This is a genomic window from Methylocystis sp. H4A, from assembly GCF_015709545.1.
GTDB lineage: Bacteria > Pseudomonadota > Alphaproteobacteria > Rhizobiales > Beijerinckiaceae > Methylocystis > Methylocystis silviterrae.
The window spans coordinates 122,622-139,920 of sequence record NZ_JADNQY010000028.1; the positions used below are offsets into that span (position 1 = coordinate 122,622).

The following is a 17,299-nucleotide window of genomic DNA, read 5'->3' on the forward strand; positions in this document are numbered from 1 at the left end:
GTTAATCCAAGTGTTAATCCAAGTGTTAATCCAAGTGTTCCTCCTCCGCCGCCTCTCGCGACAATCTGTGGACGCGGGCCATGAACGCGATCGCGATGAGCACGGCGATCGGCATCGCGAGGGCGGCGACGAGATCGGCGGAAACCTGCGGCGGCAGAGCGCCAGCGGCCTTGAGCCCCTTGGCGACAAAGCTGAAGAGTCCGGTGAGAAAATAGGCGAGCCCGGCGATCGTGATTCCTTGCACGATGCGGTTGAGCCGCATCTGCAAACGCGTGCGGCGGTTCATCTCTTCAAGCAGCGCGCTGTTCTGCCGCTCCATCTCCAGCGTGATGCCGGTGCGCATCAGATCGGTCGCGCGCTCGACCTGCGCCGAGAAGCGGGTCTGGCGCGCTTCGACGGCGTTGCAGGTTTCGATCGCTGGATCAAGGCGCGCATTGAGGAATTCTGAAATTGTCACATATTGTCCTTCGCGCCGTTCCTGCAGCTGGGAGAGCCGGTTCTTCACCAGCGCGCGATAGGCGCGGCTCGCGTCGAAACGGAAGGCCGTGCGCGTCGACAGCGCCTGACCGCTCGCGAGCAGGTCCGAGAGCCGCTTCAGCAAAAGGTAATTGACGCGCATATCATGCGCTTCGTTCAGCGCTTCGGTGATGCCCGAAAGCTCTCGCTCCATGTTGGCGAGCTGCGGCGACACTTGCCGCGCGAGCGGCAGCCCGAGCAGCGCCATCGTGCGATAAGTTTCGATCTCGAGGACGCGCTGCGCGAGACGGCCGGCTTCGAAGCGCGGCAGCGCCTTTCCGCGGATCAGCATGCGCGTAAAGCCATACGCGTCGACGGCGAAGTCGGTCAGAACCTGCGCGTCGCGATCTTCGATGCCGACGACGCAAAGACTCTGCGAATTGAAATAGGATGCAAGCTCTTCGACCGATCGCGCGCCGTCGACGACGCAGAGTTGCGTCGCGACGATGAGAACTCCCGGCGGCTTAAAGGCGATTTCGCCCGCTTTGAACGGATCGGCATGCGCGAAGGGGATATCGGCGCCGACGCCCGTCGACCAGCTGTAGGTGGTGAATTCGCTATGTTGCTCCCAGCGAAGCCGCCAGTCGCCAAAGATAAAGTAGTGGAACCGCGCGCCCGGATCCGGCGCCAGCACGCCATGCGCGAGTGCGAGCGCGCCGATCGCTTCACGATCGGCGGCCGCCGCTTCATGGTCCGTGGCGAAGGCGTAGTGATAGACGCGCCGGGGCGCGTCGAGCGGCAGGAACGGCCGCGCGTGCAGCTCCGCGAGAACCGCCTCGCGGAACGGATGCTCGCTGAGAGTCTTGGGTTCGTCTTCGCTGATTTCCATTGCGTCTCTTGGCTCGCATTGGAGGGTTGTATCGTTCACGCGACTGAATCCTATTCACCGGCCCGGGGGCTCAGGTGATCACGCTCGGCGCAGCGCGCTGCGTATAGCGTTCGATGGCGGCAATTTCGCGCGACAGGTTTACGAGATCGGCGAGCGCCGCCTGAGTCTCCATATGTTGACGCGCGGGATCGGGTTCGTAGCGCTCGACATAAACCCGCAGCGTCGCGCCGGCCGTGCCGGTGCCCGATAGCCGGTAAACAATCCGCGAGCCGTCGGCGAAGATCACCCGCAAGCCCTGATGCTGCGAGTCCGAGCCGTCCACCGGATCGTGATAGGCGAAGTCGTCGGCCGTCGCGACTTCAAGGCCGCCGAGATATTGGCCCTTGAGAGTCGGCAGACGTCGGCGCAGCGCGTCGATCAGCGCATGGGCGCCGTCGCTTGCGACTTCCTCATAGTCGTGACGCGAATAGTAATTGCGCCCATAGGTCGTCCAATGCTGTCGAACGATGGCGTCGACGCTCTCTTTGCGCGCCGCGAGAATGTCGAGCCAGAACAGCACCGCCCATAGCCCGTCTTTCTCGCGCACATGGTCGGAGCCGGCGCCGGCGCTTTCCTCGCCGCAGATCGTCACGAGACCGGCGTCGAGCAGATTGCCGAAATATTTCCACCCCGTCGGCGTCTCGTAGAGCGGGACGCCGAGCCTTTCCGCGACGCGGTCGGCGGCGCCGCTTGTCGGCATCGATCGCGCAATTCCTGTGACGCCTTTGCGATAGCCCGGCGCAATCGTGGCGTTGGCCGCGAGGATCGCGAGACTGTCCGAGGGCGTGACGAAACACCCGCGGCCGATGATGAGATTGCGGTCGCCGTCGCCGTCCGACGCGGCGCAAAGATCGGGCGCGGCGTCCGACATGGCGAGATCATAAAGATGCCTGGCGTGGACGAGATTGGGGTCGGGATGATGACCGCCGAAATCGGGCAGGGGCGTCGCGTTGATGACGCTGCCCGGCCGCGCCCCGAGCTCCTCTTCGAACAGCACGCGCGCGTAGGGGCCGGTGACGGCGGACATGGCGTCGAAGGTGAAGGTGAAGCCTGACCGAAAAGCGTCGCGGATGCGATCGAAATCAAAGAGCGTCTGCATCAGCGCTTTGTAATTCGCGACGCTGTCGACGACATCGACGCGCATGTCGCCGACGCGCGTTTCGCCAAGCCTGTCGATATCGACGTCTTGGGCTTCGACGATCCTGAACGACGTGATCTCGCGCGTGCGCGCGTAGATCGCGTCCGTCACCTTCTCGGGCGCCGGACCGCCATTCGCAACATTGTATTTCACGCCGAAGTCGCCGTGCGGGCCGCCAGGGTTGTGGCTGGCGGACAGCACGATTGCGCCGAAGGCCGTAAGCGCGCGAATGAGCGCCGACGCTGCGGGCGTCGATAATATGCCGCTTTGTCCGATGACGATTCGGCCGACGCCGTTGGCCGCGGCGATCTTCAGGATCTTTTGAATCGCCTCGCGGTTGTAATAGCGGCCGTCGCCGCCGACGACGAGCGTTGCGCCTTGATATCCCTCCAGACTGTCGAAAATCGATTGAATGAAGTTTTCAAGATAGTGGCGCTGCTTGAAGACCTCGACTTTCTTGCGTAGGCCGGATGTGCCCGGGCGTTGATCGGCGAAGGGCGTCGTTGCGATCGTGGTCGCCTGTGAATTCCCCATTTTGGAGCGGAGGCCTCGCGTGTTTGTCGGCGCCGCGGGGACGCGGCGTCCGCTTCTACAATTCGTCTCCGGGAACGGCAAAAAGGCGGCGCGAGTCCCGCGCCGCCGTTCAGACTGCCTGGAGAAATGTTGAGCTTACCAGCCCCAGCCGCCGCCCCAGCCGCCGCCGCCCCAGCCGCCTCCCCAGCCGCCGCCCCAGCCGCCGCCTCCCCAGCCACCGCCCCAGCCGCCCCAACCGGCATAGGGATCTCCCCATCCGCTGTAGGCGGTCGGGTAATAGCCATAGCCATAGGGGTAGCCATAATAGCCGCCATAACCGCTTGAAGCCGCGAGGCCGGCGCCGAGCAGCCCGAGGCCCACGCCCGCGGCGATGGCGCCGCCGGGGTTGTAATAGCCGCGCCGGTAGCCGTAGCGCCGGCCCCAGCCGCCGCGATTGCCCCAGCCGCGACGATACCAAACATTTTCGATCGGGCTCGAAGGTGCGACGATTGACCGATCGGGCGCGCTCATCGGCCCGGCGATCGCTTCCGGAACGGCGGCCGCCAATGTCGCGCTGCAGAGCGCGCCGGACAGCGCCAATTTCAGGCCTTTTCGCATCGTTCATCCTCCTGCTGGCGCGGCGTCCCGCCGCGCTGCGCCGCAAACTCCCCTGGAGCTCACGCCGCACTAACAACTTAGTTAGGCGGAAATTGATCCGTTGCGAGAGGCTGAAACGTGACTTTTTTGGGCGTTTACCTTAAGCGCCCAACGTCGCTGTCAGTGGCCGACGCCTCGGCGCCGATATCGTGGATGAAATCCAAAAGCCTGCAACGAAAAAAATCGCGCACGCGAGCGGCGGTCGCCGGATGCTGCTCCAAAATCAAATGAAACAATGGCCGCAAGATCTTAAGCGCCGTGGCCGGCTCCTGCGCGATCGCGACGGCGGGGCGGGTCGAGGGCGTGAGGAGGGCGGTTTCGCCGATCAGCGTCCAGGGCCGGACGATCTTCGACTGAGGACGTCCGTCGTTTGCGGCGGTCAGCTCGATCGACCCCACGGTGAGCACATAGCCGCCGTCCGACATTTCGCCGCGTCGAAACAGGACGTCGCCGGCGCGCAGCAGGCGCGTTTCTGCAGAAAGCGCGAGCATATGCAGGGCGTTCGGCTCGAAGATCGAAAAGAGAGGGATGCGCGCGAGATTGTCGATATCGTCGTCCAGCGTCATGTCACTTTTGTTCGGCGTCCCCCACGCTATCTCTATATGCGCTGACGCCGGGGCGTAAGCGTTAAGACGCGGGGTCCTCTTCGCTGGCGGCGAGCCGGTATCCGTCGCGTTCCGTTTTGAGCCAGCGCGGCTGTTCGGGCGATGGCTCGAGTTTGCGTCTCAGACGGTGAATGTGCGTTTCGAGCGTACGGGTCGACATATTCGGACCGTAGCCCCACACGTCGCGCAGCAGCGCTGCGCGAGACACCGTCGCGCCGTGTGCGCGCGCCAGCCTCGCGAGAATCGCCGTTTCTTTTTCGGTCAGCTTCAGGCGCGCGCCAGAAGGCGCCCGCAGTTCGCCGGCCTCGAAATGATAGGGGCCGACAGCCGCCCGAGAAGGCGTGGAATCTATCAGCGCGACCAGTTCTGCAAAGCGGAAGGGACGCGTAACGACGGCGTCGACCCCTGGCGGCGGCGAATTCGGCTCATCCGCGATGAGCACGACACGGGTGCTGCAACCGCGCGCGCGCGCATCGGCAAGCGCCTCAGGGTCGCAATGGGATTCGTCCAAGATCGCCGCATCCGGCCAATCTTCTCCCGGCGCGCCGAGCGGGTCGTCGCGCAGCGCATAGCGGCCGAGCGCGGCGAATTGCTCGACGAGCGTCGCCCGCAACTGGGGTTCGGCGGCGATGATCAGAGCGCGCGGAAAGAACATCGGCCGGGGTCGCTCCTCGCTTCGAAGAGAATATTCCTGCTATAGGCGGTCAGACGCGCCGGCGAGCGGCGCATATAACGCATCATGCATCGCCGAACGAACCGGACGAAACCTGCCGGACTGGCCTTGCTGCGCGTCGCGCGGCGCATTGGCGGCCGTCCGCACGAGGGAAGGCTGATCGCCGGCTCGCTCGTTCTTCCTTGCGCGCTTGGCCGCAGCGGCGTTGTGCGCAACAAGCGCGAAGGCGACGGCGCGAGTCCGGCCGGCCGCTGGCCGCTCCTCTATTTTTACCTGCGCACGCCCGCGCCCCTGCGCCTGCCATGGCGGCGCACGCGGCCGCACGACCTCTGGTGCGACGATCCGCGCTCCTTTCTCTACAACAAACCGCTGCGGGCGCCGTCGCGACTCGGCCATGAGGAAATGTGGCGAAAGGACGCGCTCTATGACGCCGTCGGCGTCATGGGCTACAATCTTCGTCCTCGCGCGCGCGGTCGCGGCAGCGCGATTTTCTTTCACATCGCCACGGATGATCTTTCGCCCACAGCCGGCTGCGTCGCATTGCGCGCCCGCGACATGGCGCGGCTTCTGCCGAGGTTGGGACGCAAGGTCGCACTGTTGATCGGATAGCGCTGACCGCCCGGCCCGCCATCATCCGCGCCAGTCTGGGAGGGGTCGCCGTTTCACGCGGGATAGTCCCGCTCGCCCATGATCGCCGAACCGACCCGGACATAGGTCGCCCCTAACTGGATCGCGAGTTCGAAATCCGAACTCATCCCCATGGAGAGTTCGGCGATTCCGTTGCGCGCGGCGATGTCGGCGAGCAGCGCGAAATGCGGAGACGCCTGTTCGCCCACAGGCGGCACGCACATCAGCCCTTCGATGTTCAATCCATAAGCGTCACGACAGGCGGCCAGAAAGCTGTCGGCGTTCTCGGGAAGGACGCCGGCCTTTTGCGGCTCGGCGCCGGTGTTGACCTGTACGAAAAGCCGCGGATGCTTACCCGTCCTGGCGATTTCCTCGGACAGCGCCTTGGCGATCTTTTCGCGGTCGACGCTCTCTATGACGTCGAAGAGCTCGACCGCCTCGCGCGTCTTATTCGACTGCAGCGGGCCGATGAGATGCAATTCGATGTCCGGATATTTTTCGCGCAGCGCCGGCCATTTCGACAAAGCCTCCTGCACCCGGTTTTCCCCGAAAATGCGATGGCCCGCTTCCAGCAGCGGAACCACGTCCTCGGCCGGAAAGGTCTTGGTGACGCAGACGAGGCGAATTGAGCCAGGATCGCGGCCACAGTCCTCTGCAGCGCGGCAAATCGCTTCGCGTGTCGATTCGAGGCGATCGGCGGCTCCCATGGCGCGAAAATCGCGATTTCGGCGGCCGGGTCAAGCGCCGAATCTTTTACGCCTTCGCAGCGCGGAACTTCGTGCAGGTCCGGCGCGTTAAGCTTCCGGCGGGCGAGGGGCCGGGCGAGGGGCGGTATCGTCGCAACGTTCATCATTGAGAAACGCGTCCCGCCTACCAATGATTGTTCCTACTAAATTGGAGGCCGATATGGTCAATGACAGCCTGATTTACGACGGGCGCGCGATGCATTTGCATCATCTGCGCCGCAAATGGGGATGGATCGTCGCGCTCGGCGCGCTCATGCTCGCCGGCGGACTGTTTGCTCTCTACGACGTGACGACCGCCACGCTCGTGACCGTGTTCTATGTCGGCGCGGCGATGCTCGTCGCCGGCGCGATGGAGATCATTACCGCCGTTCAGATCCGGCCCTGGACCAGGGCGCTGCTGTGGGGCGCGATCGGGCTGATCACGATCGTCGCGGGCTTTCTGGTCTTCCGCGATCCTTTGCTCGCGGCGGTGTCGCTGACGGCGATCATTGGCGTCGCGCTGGTGGTCGCCGGGCTGTTCAAACTGGTCCTCGCCTGGCACATCCGCGACGTCGGCCCCTGGGGCCTCGTGGCGTTCTCGGGCGTGATCAGCATCGTGCTGGGCGGCATGATCCTGGCCCAGTGGCCGATGTCCGGCCTCTACATCCTTGGCCTCTTCCTCGCGATCAATCTGATCTTCGAGGGCGTCAGCTGGATCACCGTCGGGCTTTCGGCGAAGGCCTGAGTTCATGGGAAACTGTTGGGGGCCGTGCTTGCGGCCCCCGAGCTTTTTCGCGGCTCTGCGAACGGCTCCTGCCTTTGACATCGCCCGGACCGCCCGGCATTAGAGGCGCAATCCCGCAAGCCTTTTGACCGGACGCGCCAGCAAGATGAGACCCGAACGCTATAATTTCGCCGAGGCGGAGCCGCGCTGGCAAAAGATTTGGGAAGAAAAACAGTCTTTTAAGGCAGGCGACAGCACCGGCGCGCCCAAATATTACGTGCTCGAGATGTTTCCCTATCCCTCGGGTCGGCTGCACATGGGCCATGTGCGCAATTATTCCATGGGCGATGTCATCGCGCGCTTCATGCGCGCCAAGGGCTTCGACGTCCTGCATCCGATGGGGTGGGACGCCTTCGGCCTTCCCGCCGAAAACGCCGCGGCGCAGACCGGCGCGCATCCGGCGCAATGGACCTACGCCAATATCGCGGCGATGCGCGCGCAGCTTAAAACGCTGGGGCTGTCGCTCGACTGGTCGCGCGAGATCGCGACCTGCGATCCGGAATATTATGGACGCCAGCAGAAGCTTTTCCTCGATTTCCTGAAAGCCGGCATCGTCGACCGCAAGAAGTCGAAAGTGAATTGGGACCCCGTGGACATGACGGTGCTCGCCAATGAGCAGGTCATCGACGGCCGCGGCTGGCGCTCCGGCGCGCTGGTCGAGCAGCGCGAGCTGACGCAATGGTTCTTCAAGATCACTGACTATTCCGAAGAGCTGCTCTCCGCGCTCGACGCGCTCGAACGCTGGCCCGATAAGGTGCGGCTCATGCAGCGCAACTGGATCGGGCGCTCGGAAGGCATGCTCGTGCGCTTCGCGCTCGCGCAGCCGCTCGGAGAAACGCGAGAGATCGAAGTCTTCACCACCCGCGCCGACACGCTGTTTGGCGCGAAATTCGTCGCGCTCGCCGCCGACCATCCGCTGGCGAAAGCCGCCGCTGAGAAGGACCCGGCGCTCGCCGCCTTCGCCGAGGAGTGTCGGCGGGGGGCGACGTCCGCTGAAGCGATCGAGACCGCGGAAAAGATGGGCTACGACACGGGGCTGCGCGTCGTTCATCCGTTCGACCCGAACTGGACGCTGCCGGTCTATGTCGCGAATTTCATCCTGATGGACTACGGCACGGGCGCGATCTTCGGCTGCCCGGCGCATGACCAGCGCGACTTGGATTTCGCGACCAAATATGCGCTCGGCTTCAAGGTCGTCGTCTGCCCGGAAAATCTCGCTCCCGAAGCGCTCGAAAAGCAGATCGCCGAAAGCGGTGAAGCCTTCGAAGCCGAGGGCAGGCTGGCGAATTCCGGCTTTCTCGACGGCATGACCGTGCCGCAGGCGAAGGACGACGTCGCAAACCGTCTGACGACGACGGCGCTTTTCGGCCATCCTCAGGGCGAGCGGAAGGTGAATTACAAGCTGCGCGACTGGGGGATTTCGCGCCAGCGCTACTGGGGTTGCCCGATCCCCATTATCCATTGCGAGACTTGCGGCCCGGTTCCGGTTCCCGAGGCCGATCTGCCGGTGCGGTTGCCCGAAGACGTCTCCTTCGATCAGCCCGGCAATCCGCTCGATCGCCACGCAAGCTGGAAAAATGTCCCGTGTCCCTCATGCGGCGCGCCGTCGCGGCGCGAGACTGACACGATGGACACTTTCGTCGACTCGTCCTGGTATTACGCGCGCTTCGCCGACCCGCATAATGAGACGGCGCCGGCAAGCGCCGAGGCGCTCGCGCGCTGGCTGCCGGTCGATCAATATATCGGCGGCATCGAGCACGCGATTCTGCATCTTCTCTATTCGCGGTTCTTCGCCCGCGCCATGCGCGACAGCGGCCATGCCGCGGTGGCGGAGCCCTTCGCCGGACTCTTCACCCAGGGCATGGTCGTGCATGAGACCTATCGCGCGCCGGACGGCCAATGGGTCGCGCCGTATGATGTCCGGATCGAAGCCAAGGACGGCGGCCGCCGCGCCTTTCTCGTCGACGGCGACGTGGAGATCGGCATCGGCCCGATCGAAAAAATGTCGAAGTCGAAGAAGAATACTGTCGACCCTGACGACATTGTCGCAAGCTATGGCGCCGATACGGCGCGCCTCTTCGTCCTGTCCGACAGCCCGCCCGATCGCGACGTCATCTGGTCGGACGAGGGTGCGCAGGGCGCATGGCGCTTCGTGCAGCGCCTGTGGCGCCTGACCGGCGAACTGGGGCATGTGGCCGCGCCCGTCGGGGCTGAGCCGCCGGCGGCCTTTCACGATCTCGCGCTCGCCGTGCGCAAGGCGACGCATCGTTCGATCGCGCAGGCGAGCGAAAATATCGAGCGGCTGCGCTTCAACAGCGCCATCGCCCGTATCCGCGAATTCGCCAATGAGCTGACCAGCGCGCTCGACGCCGTGACCGAAACGCCGGTTCCGGCCGATCTCGCCTTCGCCTTCCGCGAGGCGGCGGACGCGCTCATTCGGCTTGTCGCGCCGATGACGCCGCATGTCGCCGAGGAGTGCTGGGCCGATTTGGGCCACAAAGGTCTGGTTGCTGAAGCGCCTTGGCCGGCGGCCGATCCTACCCTGTTGGCCCAGGAGATGATAAGCCTGCCGGTGCAGGTCAACGGCAAAAAGCGCGCCGAAATTCTTGTCGCCCATGACGCCGACGAGGAAACGATTCGCAAAGAGGCTTTGGCGCAAGATGGCGTTCAGCGCGCCATGGAAGGCAAGCCGCTGAGGAAGTTCATTCTCGTTCCGAAAAGGATCGTCAATGTGGTCGTCTAGCAAATCGGCAGTCGGCAGGTCGGCAGTCGGCGCGCGTCCTACTGCCGAAGGCCGACTGCCGACTGCCCTGTTCCGGCAAGTTATGGTTGTTTTGGCGACGCTGCTCGTCCTGCCGCTCGCCGGCTGCATCCAGCCGCTTTATGCGCCGGCAGGATTTGGGCTCGACTCCGCGCCGCTCGCGGCCGAGCTGCAGTCGATCGCGGTTGACGAAATTCCGCAGCGGCTCGGTCACTACGTCCGAAACGACCTGATCTTCGGGCTGAATGGCACCGGCTCGCAGCCGCCGCCGCGCTACCGGCTGATGGTCGTGCTTCGCGAGCGCGTGCAGACGCCGATTCTCGACACCGTGACCGGCCGCGCCACGTCGGCGACGGTGATCGTCGACGCCGAATATCGGCTCGTCACCTTGCCTGACGAGGTGGAGGTCACGAAAGGCATCGCTTTCAACATTGCGAGCTACGATCGTTTCTCGAACCGTTTCTCCAATGTGCGCGCCGCACGCGACGCAGAGATCCGCAACGCGCGGGTCATCGCCGATTCGATCCGCACCAGAATCGCCACCGTGCTCGCCACGCGTCTGTCGCCGGTCTCGCCTCCCGCCGTCGTTCGCTATTGACGGCGGAGGCGGACGATAGCGCCTCATGACGGCGGTCAAGAGTCGCGACGCCGAACGTTTCATCGCCGCGCCGCCCGAGGGCGTCTTTCTTTTCCTGGTCTTCGGCTCCGACGCGGGCATGGTGCGTGAACGCGCGCTCGCGCTTGTCGAGAAACGCGTCGACGATCGCCGCGATCCCTTCCAATTCGTCGAGATGAGCGGCGATGGCGTCGCTTCCGACCCGCTTGCGTTGCTCGACGAGGCGAACACCACGCCGCTCTTTGGCGGACGGCGCGCGATCCTCGTCGAGACCGGCGCCAAATCTGTCATTCCGGCGCTGACGTCGCTTATCGGCGCGCCGCCGGCGCATTGCACGATCGTGCTCACAGCGGGCGCGCTGAGGCGCGACTCGCCGCTGCGCAAGCTGGTCGAGGGCGCCAAGCAGGGCGCGGCGATCGAGTGCCAGCCCGACGCGGAAGCGGATCTGCAGGCGCTGATCGATCGCAGCCTGCGCGACGCCGGCCTTGTCGCAAGTCCGGAAGCCCGCGGCCTGCTGCTCGGCGCGCTTGGGGAAGACCGGCTGATGAGTCGTGCCGAGCTTGAAAAGCTCGGGCTCTACATGCATGGCCGCGAACATGTCGAGGCAAAGGACGTCGAAGCGATCGTCGCGCACGCCTCGAACATTGCGTCGGACCGGATGGTGACGGCGGCTTTCGCGGGCGACGCCGATATTGGCGCTGCCCTCGACGCCTATTTCGCGCAGGACGGCGACGCGCAGCAGCTTGTCATCGGGGCGCTGCGCTACGCCGTGGCGCTGCACCGCGCCCGTCTTGCCATGGAGCGTGAGGGCGGGCGACCCGACGCCGGCGTTTCGGCGCTGATGCGCGCGGGCTTCGGCTTCATGCACCGCGCGCTGATGGACGAGCAGCTGAAGAGCTGGTCATCCGCGCGTCTTGGCGCGCTGATCGAGCCGCTGCGGGCCGCGCAGATGCGGGCGCGCGCCAACGCCGGCGTGGCGCAGATGGAGGCCGAACGCGCGCTGTGGAACGTCGCGCGCGCGGCGCGGCGGTGAGAGGGCGGCGTCAGTCCCGGTCCGGCGCGCCGAGTGGAAAATAAGCGCGATAAGGTCTTGCTTCGTCCACGGCTCTCGCGAAGGAGGGGCGCGCGAGCAGCCGCCCGCGATAGGCCTTTACATTGACGAGCGCGTTGTCGATGGGGTGCGCCCAGTCGGCGTAGAAAAGCGCCGGCGCCGCTGCGCAATCCGCGAGCGAGAAATCCTCTCCCGCCGCCCATTCCCGACCTTCCATCTTTTCGTTTAGCCAACCATATGCCGTCTCCAGCGCCCGACGCGCTTCAGCGACGCCAAATGAATCGCGATTCTCTTCTGAGCGCAGATGGTCGAATACGATTCTTTGCATCGGCGTCATGACGTAATTGTCGAAGAACCGATCCATGAAGCGGACATCGACCGCCGCCTGCCGGTCCGTCGGCAGGAGAGGGCTTGGGCCAGGATGATGGAGGTCGAGGTATTCGACGATGACGCTGGCCTCCATAACGCTGCGATCATCATCGAGCAGAAGCGGAAAGCGTTTGATCGGCCAAAGCGCGGCCCATTCCGCTGCCGCCTGCTTGTCTTCGAGCGAGCGAAACTGGAAAGCCGTGTCGTTCTCATAAAGCGCAATGAGCGCCTTTTGCGTGTAGGACGAAAACGGATGGCCATAGAGCGCGAGCGTCATGACGCGCTTTCGTCGAGCAGGACGCTGAAGCCGCCGAAGATCATGCGCTTGCCGTCGAATGGCATCGGCATGTCCTTCATGCGCGGGTCTTCGTGCATTTTCTTGTGCGCCGCGTCGCGCACGTCTTTGGACGGCCACAGAACCCACGAGAACACGACGTTTTCGCCGTTCTCGGCGGCGACGGCGCGTTTGAAGTCGGTGACTTTGCCGTCGGGCACGTCGTCGCCCCAACATTCGACGACGTGTAGCGCGCCCCACTCCTTCATGATGGGCCACATCTGCGCGGCGGCCTTATGGTAATCTTCCTTCTTGCCCATGGGCACGGGAATCACGAAACCGTCGACATAGCTCATTGCGCCGCTCCTTCTTTCTGGCACGCCTTTGACGCCGCTTCGGCGTCCATCCACATAATCTCCCAGATATGACCGTCGAGATCTTCGAAGCTGCGGCCATACATGAAGCCGAAATCCTGGGTCGGCGTCGGATCCGGGGCGCCGCCGGCGCGCGTCGCCTTCTCGATCATGGCGTCGACGTCGGCGCGGCTGTCGGCCGAAATGCAGATCAGAACTTCGGCGCTCAAATGCGCATCAGCGATCTTTTTCGTCGTGAACTGCCGAAATTTCTCATGCGTCAAAAGCATCGCGTGAATCGTGTCGGAGAAAACCAGGCAGGACCCGGTGTGGTCGGAAAACTGCGGGTTCTTCTTGGCCCCGACCGCCTCGTAGAAAGCGGTCGCCTTGGGCAGATTGGCGACCGGAAGATTGATGAAAATAAGCTTGGACATGGACGCTCCTCTCAAACCAGCGTTGCCGAACCTACCGTATAAGTTATAAAATGCAACAATGAAGTTAGTAAAGATAACTAAAAAGGCGCGACCGGCGTTCAGAGAGCCTTCCGCGCGCCGTTACGACGACGCCTGCGGCGCCGCTCATGCGCTTGATCTGATTGGCGAGCGCTGGGCGCTGCTAGTGATGCGCGAACTGATGTTCGGCCCGAAAAGATTCAGCGACCTGCGCGCCGATCTTCCCGGAATCAGCGCCAATGTGCTGACGCAGCGGCTGGAGCGGCTGGAGGACATCGGCGCGCTGAGCCGGCGCAAGCTGCCGCCGCCGGCGGCGAGCCATGTCTATGAATTGACGCCCTGGGGCTATGAGCTCGAGCCGGCTTTGAGTGTTCTCGGCCGCTGGGCGGCGCGCTCGCCGCTGCACGACCCGACGCTGCCACTCAGCGCCGCCTCGCTGATGCTGTCGTTCAAGACGATGTTTGACGCCCGGAAGGCAGAGGGATTGAACGCGCGCATCGGCTTTCGCATCGGCGAGGAGACGTTCCTCGTGCATATCCATGGCGGCGCATGCGAGGCCGCGCGGCAGTCGTTGGATGGCGCCGACGTCGTCTTCGCCGGGCCGGCGACGGCGATCGCCGCGGCGGTCTATGGCGGCGCGCCGCTCGAGGCGCTCGAAACGAAGAAGGCGCTCGCGATCGAGGGTGCTCGCGCGCTCGCGAAACGGTTCACCGGGCTCTTTCCGCTGCCGCAAAAAGCGTGAGGATCACGCCGCGCTGGCGAGGCTTTCGAAAAGCCCGCGGCCGTCGGTTCCGCCGACGAGCGCGTCGATGAGATTTTCAGGATGCGGCATCAGGCCGAGCACATTGCGCCCGTCCGAATAGATGCCGGCGATATCGTTGCGCGAGCCGTTGGGATTGGACTCGCCGCCGACAGCGCCGGCGGAGTCGCAATAGCGGAAGGCGACGAGGCCTTCGCCCTCAAGCCGGTCGATCGTGGCGTCGTCGGCTTCGTAATTGCCTTCGCCATGCGCGATGCAGACTTCGATGGTCTGACCCTTGGCGTAATGGCGCGTGAAGGCGGTGTCGTTGCGCTCGACTTTGAGATGCTGCATCCGACAGACGAAGCGCAGATTGGCGTTGCGCATCAGCACGCCCGGCAGAAGGCCGCTTTCGCAAAGAATCTGGAAGCCGTTGCACACGCCCAGCACCAGTCCGCCGCGCGCGGCGTGCGCGCGCACCGCGTCCATGATGGCGGCGCGGCCAGCGATCGCGCCGCAGCGCAGATAATCGCCGTAGGAAAAGCCTCCGGGCAACACGACAAGGTCCGTCCCGGCGGGCAACTCGTGGTCGGCGTGCCACAGCATCGACGGCTGGCGCCCGGTCGCCTGTGTCAGCGCGCGGGCCATGTCGCCTTCGCGATTGGAGCCGGGAAAAACGACGACGGCGGCTTTCATCACAGATCGATCTGATAGTTTTCGATCACGGTATTGGCGAGCAGCTTCTCGCAGGCCGCTTGCAACTGCGCCTTGGCGGCGCTGGCGTCGGCGCCGGCGAGCTCCACGTCGAACACCTTGCCTTGCCGCACGCTGGCGACGCCTTCGACGCCAAGCGACTTCAGCGCCCCTTCGATCGCTTTGCCTTGCGGATCGAGGACGCCGGATTTGAGAGTGACGACGACGCGGGCTTTCATGCGCTGTTCCAAGTTCAGAAGATGGCGAAACGGTTACTGGCTCGACGCGCGAAGCGCAACCCGGCGCATTTAGAGCAGACCCGTGCCGCGGTAAATCTCGCGCAAGTTGATGCACGCGCCGATGACGGGCAGGTCGAGCACGCTCTCCGCCGTCTCGAAACGGCGCTCCGAGAACTCATTGGCGCGATCGAAGGAGACGACTTCAACCGCGTCCTGCGCGATGACCACATACTGCCTGAGCGACGGCAGCGTCGCATAGGCTTTCCGTTTCCAGCGCAGATCCTTGTTCGCTGTGGATGGCGAAAGAACCTCAAACGCGATGATCATGTCATTGCATTCGACGCCAGTGAACGTTGCGGGTCGAATCAGAACGTCAGGAACTGGCACGCTGATGTCGGAAATGCGGACGCCCAGCCCCGGCAGCACCTCCCAAGGCACGCTGGTCTCGCGCGCCAGCGCATCGAGCATTACCGTGAGATTGCGAATGATCGTCTGATGCAGACGGCTGGCGGAAGCGTTCAAGACCGGCTCCCCTTCGATCAGCTCCCATTTTTCGTCGTCGGGACGCGTCGCGGTGAACGCGAAGAACTCCTCCGCGCGCATCGGACCTGAATCGAGATGAGGAACGCCCATGGCGGCCCTTCGGGATTGCCTACTGCACGAGCTTGGGCGCGCCGGTGCGGATCGTCTCGTTTTCCTGCATGATGCCGAGACGGCGCGCGACTTCGGTATAAGCCTCGACCAGCCCACCCAGGTCGCGGCGGAAGCGATCCTTGTCGAGCTTGTCGTTCGACTTGATATCCCACAGCCGGCAGCTGTCGGGCGAAATCTCGTCGGCGACGACGATCCGCATCATGTCGCCTTCCCAGAGCCGACCGCATTCCATCTTGAAGTCGACGAGGCGGATGCCGACGCCGAGGAAGAGCCCGGAGAGGAAATCATTGACGCGGATGGCGAGCGCCATGACGTCGTCTATCTCCTGGGGAGTCGCCCAGCCGAAGGCGGTGATATGCTCCTCGGACACCATCGGATCGTCGAGCGCGTCGTTCTTATAGTAGAATTCGATGATGGAGCGGGGCAGTTGCGTGCCCTCTTCCATGCCGAGACGCTTGGCCAGGGAGCCGGCCGCGACATTGCGCACGACGACTTCGAGCGGGATGATTTCCACCTCGCGGATGAGCTGCTCGCGCATGTTCAGCCGGCGGATGAAGTGGGTCGGCACGCCGATGCTGTTCAAATGCTGGAAGATATATTCGGAGATCCGGTTGTTGAGCACGCCCTTCCCGTCGATCACCTCGTGTTTCTTCGCGTTGAAGGCCGTGGCGTCGTCCTTGAAGTGCTGAATCAAAGTGCCGGGCTCCGGGCCCTCATAGAGGACCTTGGCCTTGCCTTCGTAGATACGGCGTCGGCGGTTCATTGGGATCAACCGGGGCTTGAGGAAGTCCATCTGGCGGGTCGTCGCTCCTCCGAAGTGTGAACGCATGCCGGCTTGTGGGCGGCTCTCAGGGAGCGGCGGCGGGCGTGCGCCCAGCCGCGAGCACCGGCGGTCCTAGCGTCTTTGGCGGCCAGTGACAAGCCGACGGGGCACTCTATCGCAAAGGGGAAGACGATACAATGAAACTGAGAGGGCGGCGGTCCAGCGGCGCCGTCGCCGTGGGGATTCCTCTCGAACGCGCGGGCGCCCCTAATTTGAGCAACTGGTCGCCGAATTCGCCGATTTTTGGCGGTCCGCCCCTGCGACGCTCAGGGCGCAAACGGAAGCGGCCTTGGCTACTTCCAGCCGGCCTGTTTCTCGCAGTCCTGCCGGGCTTCAGGATTGGCCTTTTCCCACTGGGTGACGGACCGGGTTTCGTTGTCGTCCATCTTCTCGTTCATGCATACACAATAGGCGCGGATAATGGCGGGCGTCCCGCCTTCCTCGCCCTTGTTATCGCTGATGCATTGATTGATCCATTTGAGGTCGTCGCTCGTCATTTTCTGGGCGAAGGCCGGGCTCGTAAGCGCCAAGGCGGACAAAATAACGCATGCAAATTTCTTCATGAAGCGCCCCCGTTTCGTCCGATCGCCGGACGGAAAAATCTACGTCTCGACAAATACCGGAAAAACCATGCTTTTTCCATCTCGGCGCGCGGCGCGGCCATATTCGCGCCCGCGCTGTGGCGGGCATGGGCATCGTCGGCCAGGACCACGCTTTCCGGCATTGGCTTTGCGCGCGAATACGCATATATCGAGCCCACGCCGATGCGGCGCATGATCGCCGAGCCCTGATTTAAGAACAACCCGGCCGAGGATGGACATGAGCACTTTCGACCAGCGCGAAGATTCCTTCGAGAAACGCTTTGTCCATGATGAGGAGCTGCAGTTTCGCGCCGAAGCGCGCCGCAACAAGCTGCTTGGCCTCTGGGCGGCCGAAAAGCTCGGCAAGACGGGCGCCGAAGCGCAGGCTTACGCGGACGCCTTGGTCGCAGTGGAAGTCGCCGCCGACGCCGATGAGCGGGTCGTGGCTTTGGTGAAGAAGGATTTTGAGGCGGCCGGCGTGAACCAGTCCGAGCATCAGATCCGCCGCACCATGGACGAGATGCTGGCGAAGGCGAAGGCCGAGATCAAGTCGGGCCAATAGCTCCGTTCGCCTTTGTTCATCTTCTT

At 64.0% G+C, this 17,299-nt stretch carries 22 protein-coding genes; 7 read left to right on the forward strand and 15 right to left on the reverse strand.

All coding sequences use genetic code 11. From position 1 onward, the window contains the following. Positions 1-25 precede the first annotated feature (25 nt). From IYW40_RS17250 to IYW40_RS17270, 5 genes are all read right to left on the reverse strand, one after another. Positions 26-1,384, reverse strand: a complete 1,359-nt coding sequence (locus IYW40_RS17250; protein WP_348644305.1) for a DUF3422 domain-containing protein — start codon at positions 1,382-1,384, stop codon at positions 26-28. Positions 1,385-1,415: 31 nt separating this feature from the next. Next, complete coding sequence (locus IYW40_RS17255; RefSeq protein ID WP_196401528.1) at positions 1,416-3,056, reverse strand: alpha-D-glucose phosphate-specific phosphoglucomutase; 1,641 nt, start codon at positions 3,054-3,056, stop codon at positions 1,416-1,418. Between the two features lie 135 nt (positions 3,057-3,191). Beyond that, positions 3,192-3,653, reverse strand: a complete 462-nt coding sequence (locus tag IYW40_RS17260; protein ID WP_196401529.1) for a hypothetical protein — start codon at positions 3,651-3,653, stop codon at positions 3,192-3,194. Between the two features lie 134 nt (positions 3,654-3,787). Beyond that, on the reverse strand, positions 3,788-4,258 hold the full coding sequence (locus IYW40_RS17265; RefSeq protein ID WP_196401530.1) for a cyclic nucleotide-binding domain-containing protein: 471 nt from the start codon (positions 4,256-4,258) through the stop codon (positions 3,788-3,790). A 61-nt stretch (positions 4,259-4,319) separates the two neighbouring features. Further along, complete coding sequence (locus IYW40_RS17270; RefSeq protein WP_196401531.1) at positions 4,320-4,952, reverse strand: winged helix-turn-helix domain-containing protein; 633 nt, start codon at positions 4,950-4,952, stop codon at positions 4,320-4,322. A gap of 84 nt (positions 4,953-5,036) precedes the next feature. Between IYW40_RS17270 and IYW40_RS17275 the strand changes: the two genes are divergently transcribed. Continuing rightward, positions 5,037-5,579 carry a L,D-transpeptidase family protein gene (locus IYW40_RS17275; protein ID WP_196401532.1) on the forward strand — a complete coding sequence of 181 codons (543 nt, stop codon included), beginning with the start codon at positions 5,037-5,039 and terminating at the stop codon, positions 5,577-5,579. Between the two features lie 53 nt (positions 5,580-5,632). On the opposite strand, the gene IYW40_RS17280 is transcribed toward IYW40_RS17275, so the two are convergent. Then, positions 5,633-6,304 (reverse strand): YggS family pyridoxal phosphate-dependent enzyme, encoded by a 672-nt coding sequence (locus tag IYW40_RS17280; RefSeq protein ID WP_196401533.1) that lies wholly within the window; start codon positions 6,302-6,304, stop codon positions 5,633-5,635. 199 nt (positions 6,305-6,503) lie between these two features. Between IYW40_RS17280 and IYW40_RS17285 the strand changes: the two genes are divergently transcribed. The 4 genes from IYW40_RS17285 to holA all read left to right on the forward strand — a co-directional run bounded on the left by IYW40_RS17285 (position 6,504) and on the right by holA (position 11,516). Next, on the forward strand, positions 6,504-7,067 hold the full coding sequence (locus IYW40_RS17285) for an HdeD family acid-resistance protein (protein WP_196401534.1): 564 nt from the start codon (positions 6,504-6,506) through the stop codon (positions 7,065-7,067). 145 nt (positions 7,068-7,212) lie between these two features. Next, positions 7,213-9,849, forward strand: coding sequence for a leucine--tRNA ligase (leuS, locus tag IYW40_RS17290; protein WP_196401535.1), 2,637 nt, complete (start codon positions 7,213-7,215; stop codon positions 9,847-9,849). Positions 9,850-9,931: 82 nt separating this feature from the next. Continuing rightward, entirely contained in the window at positions 9,932-10,465 is a 534-nt protein-coding gene (gene lptE, locus IYW40_RS17295; RefSeq protein WP_196401536.1) for an LPS assembly lipoprotein LptE, read from the forward strand. Between the two features lie 25 nt (positions 10,466-10,490). Beyond that, positions 10,491-11,516 carry a DNA polymerase III subunit delta gene (gene holA / locus IYW40_RS17300; protein ID WP_196401537.1) on the forward strand — a complete coding sequence of 342 codons (1,026 nt, stop codon included), beginning with the start codon at positions 10,491-10,493 and terminating at the stop codon, positions 11,514-11,516. Between the two features lie 10 nt (positions 11,517-11,526). On the opposite strand, the gene IYW40_RS17305 is transcribed toward holA, so the two are convergent. The 3 genes from IYW40_RS17305 to IYW40_RS17315 are packed head-to-tail and all read right to left on the reverse strand — an operon-like array spanning position 11,527 to position 12,964. Further along, complete coding sequence (locus IYW40_RS17305; RefSeq protein WP_196401538.1) at positions 11,527-12,180, reverse strand: glutathione S-transferase family protein; 654 nt, start codon at positions 12,178-12,180, stop codon at positions 11,527-11,529. Then, positions 12,177-12,533 carry a DUF1428 domain-containing protein gene (locus tag IYW40_RS17310; protein ID WP_196401539.1) on the reverse strand — a complete coding sequence of 119 codons (357 nt, stop codon included), beginning with the start codon at positions 12,531-12,533 and terminating at the stop codon, positions 12,177-12,179. Before IYW40_RS17310 ends, IYW40_RS17305 begins: the two co-directional genes overlap by 4 nt. Then, entirely contained in the window at positions 12,530-12,964 is a 435-nt protein-coding gene (locus IYW40_RS17315) for a VOC family protein (RefSeq protein ID WP_196401540.1), read from the reverse strand. Before IYW40_RS17315 ends, IYW40_RS17310 begins: the two co-directional genes overlap by 4 nt. A 58-nt stretch (positions 12,965-13,022) precedes the next feature. Here IYW40_RS17315 and IYW40_RS17320 point away from each other — a divergent pair, with 58 nt between their 5' ends. Then, a complete protein-coding gene (locus tag IYW40_RS17320; RefSeq protein ID WP_196401541.1) occupies positions 13,023-13,724 on the forward strand; it encodes a helix-turn-helix domain-containing protein in 702 nt (233 codons plus the stop codon). A gap of 3 nt (positions 13,725-13,727) precedes the next feature. On the opposite strand, the gene purQ is transcribed toward IYW40_RS17320, so the two are convergent. The 6 genes from purQ to IYW40_RS17350 all read right to left on the reverse strand — a co-directional run bounded on the left by purQ (position 13,728) and on the right by IYW40_RS17350 (position 16,905). Next, positions 13,728-14,417 (reverse strand): phosphoribosylformylglycinamidine synthase subunit PurQ, encoded by a 690-nt coding sequence (gene purQ, locus IYW40_RS17325; protein ID WP_196401542.1) that lies wholly within the window; start codon positions 14,415-14,417, stop codon positions 13,728-13,730. Further along, positions 14,417-14,653 (reverse strand): phosphoribosylformylglycinamidine synthase subunit PurS, encoded by a 237-nt coding sequence (purS, locus tag IYW40_RS17330; protein ID WP_018407422.1) that lies wholly within the window; start codon positions 14,651-14,653, stop codon positions 14,417-14,419. Before purS ends, purQ begins: the two co-directional genes overlap by 1 nt. A gap of 69 nt (positions 14,654-14,722) precedes the next feature. Continuing rightward, positions 14,723-15,286, reverse strand: a complete 564-nt coding sequence (locus IYW40_RS17335) for a Uma2 family endonuclease (RefSeq protein ID WP_196401543.1) — start codon at positions 15,284-15,286, stop codon at positions 14,723-14,725. Between the two features lie 19 nt (positions 15,287-15,305). After that, the gene (gene purC, locus IYW40_RS17340; RefSeq protein ID WP_014892432.1) at positions 15,306-16,100 is read right to left on the reverse strand and encodes a phosphoribosylaminoimidazolesuccinocarboxamide synthase; all 795 of its coding nucleotides are present in this window, start codon (positions 16,098-16,100) and stop codon (positions 15,306-15,308) included. A 323-nt stretch (positions 16,101-16,423) separates the two neighbouring features. After that, entirely contained in the window at positions 16,424-16,693 is a 270-nt protein-coding gene (locus tag IYW40_RS17345) for a hypothetical protein (RefSeq protein ID WP_196401544.1), read from the reverse strand. After that, positions 16,690-16,905, reverse strand: coding sequence for a hypothetical protein (locus IYW40_RS17350; RefSeq protein ID WP_196401545.1), 216 nt, complete (start codon positions 16,903-16,905; stop codon positions 16,690-16,692). The genes IYW40_RS17345 and IYW40_RS17350 overlap by 4 nt, the downstream gene beginning before the upstream one ends. Before the next feature lie 44 nt (positions 16,906-16,949). On the opposite strand from IYW40_RS17350, the gene IYW40_RS17355 reads away from it, so the two are divergent. Further along, a complete protein-coding gene (locus tag IYW40_RS17355) occupies positions 16,950-17,273 on the forward strand; it encodes a DUF1476 domain-containing protein (RefSeq protein WP_196401546.1) in 324 nt (107 codons plus the stop codon). Positions 17,274-17,299 lie beyond the last annotated feature (26 nt).